5 protein-coding genes and 1 pseudogene are annotated in these 5,492 nt (G+C 62.1%); 4 read left to right on the forward strand and 2 right to left on the reverse strand.

The window, feature by feature from the left end; genetic code table 11:
• A pseudogene (locus tag EOA29_RS23410) lies at positions 1-121 on the forward strand (IS630 family transposase); the annotation flags it as partial.
• Between the two features lie 123 nt (positions 122-244).
• On the opposite strand, the gene EOA29_RS23415 reads toward EOA29_RS23410, so the two are convergent.
• Positions 245-1,144, reverse strand: a complete 900-nt coding sequence (locus EOA29_RS23415) for a helix-turn-helix domain-containing protein (protein WP_210213169.1) — start codon at positions 1,142-1,144, stop codon at positions 245-247.
• A 136-nt stretch (positions 1,145-1,280) separates the two neighbouring features.
• On the opposite strand from EOA29_RS23415, the gene EOA29_RS23420 reads away from it, so the two are divergent.
• Positions 1,281-2,069: a class II aldolase/adducin family protein gene (locus EOA29_RS23420; RefSeq protein ID WP_126095386.1), complete on the forward strand. Its 789-nt coding sequence runs from the start codon at positions 1,281-1,283 to the stop codon at positions 2,067-2,069.
• A gap of 379 nt (positions 2,070-2,448) precedes the next feature.
• On the opposite strand, the gene EOA29_RS23425 is transcribed toward EOA29_RS23420, so the two are convergent.
• Entirely contained in the window at positions 2,449-2,805 is a 357-nt protein-coding gene (locus EOA29_RS23425) for an MTH938/NDUFAF3 family protein (protein WP_126095385.1), read from the reverse strand.
• 348 nt (positions 2,806-3,153) lie between these two features.
• Between EOA29_RS23425 and EOA29_RS23430 the strand changes: the two genes are divergently transcribed.
• Together EOA29_RS23430 and EOA29_RS23435 are read left to right on the forward strand one after the other, a co-directional pair.
• Positions 3,154-4,794 (forward strand): acyl-CoA synthetase, encoded by a 1,641-nt coding sequence (locus EOA29_RS23430; RefSeq protein ID WP_126095384.1) that lies wholly within the window; start codon positions 3,154-3,156, stop codon positions 4,792-4,794.
• A gap of 456 nt (positions 4,795-5,250) precedes the next feature.
• Positions 5,251-5,484 carry a hypothetical protein gene (locus EOA29_RS23435; protein ID WP_126095383.1) on the forward strand — a complete coding sequence of 78 codons (234 nt, stop codon included), beginning with the start codon at positions 5,251-5,253 and terminating at the stop codon, positions 5,482-5,484.
• The last annotated feature ends 8 nt before the right edge of the window (positions 5,485-5,492 follow it).

Raw genomic sequence — 5,492 nt, forward strand, 5'->3', positions numbered from 1 at the left:
GGCGGCCATCAACCGCTTCCTCGCCGAGCACAATCGACAACCCAAACCCTTCACCTGGACCGCCGACCCCGACAGAATCATCGCCGCCGTCAAACGTGGGCACCAAGTGTTAGATTCAATCCACGTGGTGAAAATTCAACGCTTGGTACCCAAAGCGAAATGCCGCTCAGACCCACTTTCTGCCGTTCCGCTCCAGAACTCGAAAGGAGAGTGCCGACCCAAACTGCTATTTCCGTAGCCAGCCTCAGGTCGAGGCCTTCGCGCCCAAGCGGAAGCTTCGCGGGGTCGCCTGAAATGTCTTCCGGAACGTTCTGGAAAACCCGGCGAGCGAGCCGAAACCGGTGGCGATGGCGATTTCGGTGACCGGCATCTCCGTGCTACGCAGGAGATCGAGCGCATGGTTGAGACGTAGCCGCAGATAGTGGTCCGAAGGCGACGGGCCGAGCCCCTTGTGACAGCGTAGCCGCAGCCGTTTCGGGCTGAGTCGCAAGAGCCGTGCTATCTCCGGAAGCTCCAACGGCTCGGACAGGTGGGCCGCCATGATCTCCATCATCTCCAGCAGCGCCGGATCGGACGTGCGCTGTATGCGCTGCCGCTCCGTCCCGGTGCGGATCGCGCCATGGGCCATATCGCCTGAGGTGACAGTGGCGAGCTCCGCGGACGCGATCTGCGCTATCCAAGCCAGCATGGCATCCCCGGTGGCCATGCCACCGGCGGCGGTCAACCGGCGACCGTCCAGGCAATAGATGCTGTCGCTAATCGCGATCTCGGGCCAGGACTCACGGAAGCCCGCCTCGGCCTCGTGATGCAGTACAGCCTGATGACCTGCGAGATATCCGAGCTTCGCCAGCACCATCGTGCCGGTGTCGAGCCCGCCAAGCACCGCGCCTGACCGGTCGGCTCGCGATAGCAAAGCTCCGAGGCCGGGCGGCTGCACCGCGAAGGGTTCGTAGCCCGCGCAGAGCAGCACGAGGTCGAAATCCTCGCCGCCGGCCCAGCCGGTGAGATCGGGCGAGACCAGAGCTCCGTTCGATGCCGTGACCGGTTCCCCGGTGGCGGTGCGCGACTCCCACGTGAACAGCTTGTGGCCCGCGTGCTTGTTCGCAATTCGCATGGTCTCGGTGGCCAGCACATAGGCCAGCATTTGGAACCGCGGGAAGAGAACCAGGCAGACATGAGGCATGTTGGGAGTTTGGTGGATAGTTTTTGTCATTTCAAGGCAAATACCTCCGTTCGGTTCATCTACTCTGCCGGCTATCGACAACACGAGGATTCGCCCCATGAACATCATGACCCCGACGCCTGCTGGCCAGCGCCCTGCCAACTGCTCGGACGCCGAGTGGGAAGCCCGCTGCGAATTGGCCGCCATCTACAACGCGCTGGTTAAGTACCGGCTGACCGACCTGACCAACCAATGGCATGCGATCCGCGTTCCCGGCGAGGAAGCGTTGCTGACCCATCACTATGGCTGGATGCACGAGGAGGTGACGGCTTCGAACTTGATCAAGGTCGGCTTCGATCGCACCAATCACAATCCGGAGAACGGGAAGCCGAACCCCTCGGCCACCGAGATCGGAAAGCTGTTCTTCGAGGCAGAGCCGGACAAGAATTGCATCATGCACATCCACACCAAGGCGATCATGGGCGTCTCGGCCCAGGCCGGGGGTATCGGCCCTTACAGCCAGGCTTACCTGATGATCGGTGGGGGCGATGTAATCGGGTACACGGATTACGAGTTCGAGTGCACCGACAATTTCCTTTCTGGCCTCCTGCGGGCCGGACGCGGCAAGAAGGCGATTGTCGAGGCCTGGCATGGCGCCTTCGTCTTCGGCCGCGACGCGGGCGAGGCTTTCTTCCGCTCCTTCTATCTCGATCAGGCCTGTGCCGTGCAGCTCCAGGTGCAGCAGTCGGCGCCAGCGGGCGCGGAGATCAGGACGATCCCCGAGAACGAGCAGCAGCGTCACCTGCAGGACATGGCAGCCAGCGACTGGTATGCCTATGAGGGCGAACTCGAATGGCTGGCGATCCGTCGCCGGCTCGATGTGGAAATGCCGCGCTACAAGACCTGAACAAGGCAGCGTCGGGGCTGCCTTCTAGAGAATACGCCCCGATCGCGGTCGGCCTCACTTCAGCCGCGTGCTCTCTCGACACGGATCGCCGTTGAACGCTTGGCAGCCACCGGTTGCGGCGCTGGTTACTCGTTCCGGTCAACGAGACGTACGGCAGGAAACCACTCCATGCGGGCTTACGGTGCCGGTACCAAGCGCAGACTTTCATCACTAGCGGCCAGAGCGCGCTCCCGGGCGGTGCCCTTACGGAGCAGCGCTCAGGCAGCTGAGACGGACCGCCCCCGATTGGTCAGCCCGACCGCGAACATGGCGCCGCAGATCGCTCGCATATGCAAAACTGAGCCGGGCCGCCGACGTGTCGATCGCGCCCATCCGCGTTTCAGCAGGTAACGTGAAAAAGGCCGATCTTCTTCGCATGCGACTTGTTGAACACACGGATTGCCTCGGGGGTGGGTTGCAGTAGTACGTTGCAGCCCTTTTTCGCGAAATATGCCTCAGCTTCCGGCGATAGATGAACGTTGCCCATCTGGCCCGAGCCGAGAATGAGCTGCTCGCATCCTCTTTCGAAGACAAACTTCGCCTCGTCTTTCGAGAGGACGTGCGAGGTGCCGTAGTATTTCTTCGACAGCTTCTTCTTCCGCTTCTCCACTTCGCCGGAGAGGCGAACGATCACGTCGTGCTCATAGGTCTTTCCGTCAATCGTAATGGTGCCGAATGTGGTGCCTTCGATCTTCATGGCCTGATCCTCCTAGTTCTCAGCGCGAGGCTTTTCCTCCCGCCTCGGCAGACGGACCCCCTTGGTTCCCATCGACCTTCGGACCCCCCGAGGGTTCCGCGCCATTTCGTCCTCCGAGCCAATTATAGTATGGATCATGGGCCTGCCAAAGCGTGGTACCTTGCCCCTTCGATCTCTGCGAGGGAACGTCCGCTCAGGGTCGAAATCGGTATTTCGACTCCGGTACCAAGCGTCAGATTTCCACCACTAGCGGGCGCGCATATCATAGCATTTCCCGGTCGTTCGGGGGGATGGCGTGATCGCAGAGCTGCGGCTAGAAAGCTCTAAAAGACCTAAGGGGAGGATGGGATGGCCAATCCCTACGAACAGGATCTCGACAGGAACGCCGCCAACCACCAGCCACTGACGCCGCTCACCTATCTTGAGCGCGCTGCCAAGACCTATCCCGACCATGTTGCCATCATCCATGGCAGCCAGCGCATCTCCTACCGCGAGTTCTGGCACCGTTCGCTCAAGCTCGCCTCGGCGCTGTCGAAGCATGGCATCGGCAAGGGCGATACGGTGACGGTGATGCTGTCGAACACGCCGGCGATGCTGGAGGCGCATTTCGGCGTGCCGATGGTGAAGGCGGTTCTGCATTCGCTCAACACCCGCCTCGACGCCGCCGTGATCGCCTTCCAGCTCGACCATGCCGAGAGCAAGGTGTTGATCGTCGATCGCGAATTCTCTGGCGTGGTCAGAGAGGCGCTGGCATTGGCCAAGGCCAAGCCATTGGTCATCGACTATGACGATCCCGACTACGCCGCCGATGCGCCCTATCCGAAAGGCGAGCGGATCGGCACGATCGACTACGAAGACTTCGTCGCCGGCGGTGATGAGGCTTTCGCCTGGTCGATGCCCGACGACGAATGGGACGCCATATCGCTCAACTACACTTCCGGCACGACAGGCAATCCGAAGGGCGTCGTCTACCACCATCGCGGCGCGGCACTGATGGCCTACACCAACACCATCCATGCCGGCATGGCCAAGCACGCGGTCTATCTCTGGACGCTGCCGATGTTCCACTGCAACGGCTGGTGCTTCCCATGGACGCTCGCTGTGCAGGCCGGCACCCATGTCTGCCTGCGCTGGGTGCGGGCAAGGCCGATGTATGATGCGATCGCCGACCACGGTGTCACCCATCTCTGCGGCGCGCCGATCGTCATGTCGGTGCTGATCAACGCCAAGGACGAGGACAAGCGCCAGTTCCCGCAGACGGTCACCTTCAACACCGCCGCCGCGCCGCCACCGGAGGCCATGCTGTCCGGCATGGCCGATGCGGGCTTCGCCGTCACCCATCTCTACGGCCTGACCGAGACCTACGGGCCGGCGGTCGTCAACGAATGGCACTACGAGTGGGACGAGCTCGGGAAGGGGCCAAGGACGGCGAAGAAGGCGCGCCAGGGCGTACGCTATGCCTCGCTCGAAGGGCTCACGGTGATGAACCCCGAGACGATGGCCGAGACGCCGGCCGACGGCGAGACCATCGGCGAGGTCATGTTCCGCGGCAACATCGTCATGAAAGGCTATCTGAAGAACCGCAAGGCGACCGACGAGGCCTTCGCCGGCGGCTGGTTCCATTCCGGCGATCTCGGCGTCATGCACCCTGATGGCTACATCCAGCTCAAGGACCGTTCCAAGGACATCATCATCTCGGGCGGCGAGAACATCTCGTCCATCGAGGTCGAGGACGCTCTCTACAAGCATCCCTCCGTCGCCTCCTGCGGCGTCGTCGCCCGCGCCGACGAGAAGTGGGGCGAGGTGCCGGTCGCCTATGTCGAGCTGAAGCCCGGCAAGACGGCAACAGAGGCCGAGATCATCGAGCACTGCCGCGGCCTGCTCGCCCGCTTCAAGGTGCCCAAGGCCGTGATGTTCGCCGAAATTCCAAAGACCTCGACGGGGAAGATCCAGAAGTTCCGGCTGAGGGACATGGCGAAGGGGGCGTAGGCCTGCGTCACGCATTTACGCTGTGGCTGCGACCTGGGAGAGTTCGCCTCCGCCGTTCGCGACGTCGTCATTCGAGCAAACGCATTAAATCCGCTCCCGGCGCCCGATGGAGATCCGGTGGGAAAATCGGGTTTTCTGGCGGGATGAATAGCGCGCGCGCCGTCGTTAACTGCAAAGCGAACGGTCGGATCGAGCCATCGGCGCGACCCTGGTAACGGTTGATTTAACCGCTGCTGGTATTGTGAAAGTGGCGGCTCCGACGGTGTGGCAGGGGTGCTGGGCGTCGAAGCCGCCTGCGCGGCCAATGGGCAGTAGACCGCGCTGTCTCAGAATAGGACAGCGCGGTCTATGATTAGTTAATGCTAATGGACATTCCCGGGTAAGCTCTCGCCGTTTCGGGATTGGCCGGCCCTGGCATCCGTGTTGCGCGGCGGTTCCGTCTTGGAGGAAGATGGAATGGGTTTGGCCAATGACCTGTTCGACAAGGCGTTGACGTTTCAGTGTCCGCGCTGCCACGCCGCGTTGATCAAGAAAGGCTCCTGGATCAAGAGCGTCACAACTTTCAAGTGCGAACGGTGCCACAAAACGGTGCGGCTGTCCTATACGGACAAGCTGGCGATTTTCGAACGGCATCGACGTCAGACAGCATTGTCCGCGAGCAACGAGCGGCCCGGCACGCTGGCGGGGTAGGCCAGGAC

This window comes from Mesorhizobium sp. M1E.F.Ca.ET.063.01.1.1 (assembly GCF_003998155.1).
Taxonomy (GTDB): domain Bacteria; phylum Pseudomonadota; class Alphaproteobacteria; order Rhizobiales; family Rhizobiaceae; genus Mesorhizobium.

Excerpts from the sequence above, each read along its gene's own strand:
- EOA29_RS23430 (WP_126095384.1), top strand. The coding sequence starts at position 3,154 with ATGGCCAATCCCTACGAACAGGATCTCGACAGGAACGCCGCCAACCAC.
- EOA29_RS23420 (WP_126095386.1), top strand. The coding sequence starts at position 1,281 with ATGAACATCATGACCCCGACGCCTGCTGGCCAGCGCCCTGCCAACTGC.
- EOA29_RS23425 (WP_126095385.1), bottom strand. The coding sequence starts at position 2,805 with ATGAAGATCGAAGGCACCACATTCGGCACCATTACGATTGACGGAAAG.
- EOA29_RS23415 (WP_210213169.1), bottom strand. The coding sequence starts at position 1,144 with ATGCTGGCCTATGTGCTGGCCACCGAGACCATGCGAATTGCGAACAAG.
- EOA29_RS23435 (WP_126095383.1), top strand. The coding sequence starts at position 5,251 with ATGGGTTTGGCCAATGACCTGTTCGACAAGGCGTTGACGTTTCAGTGT.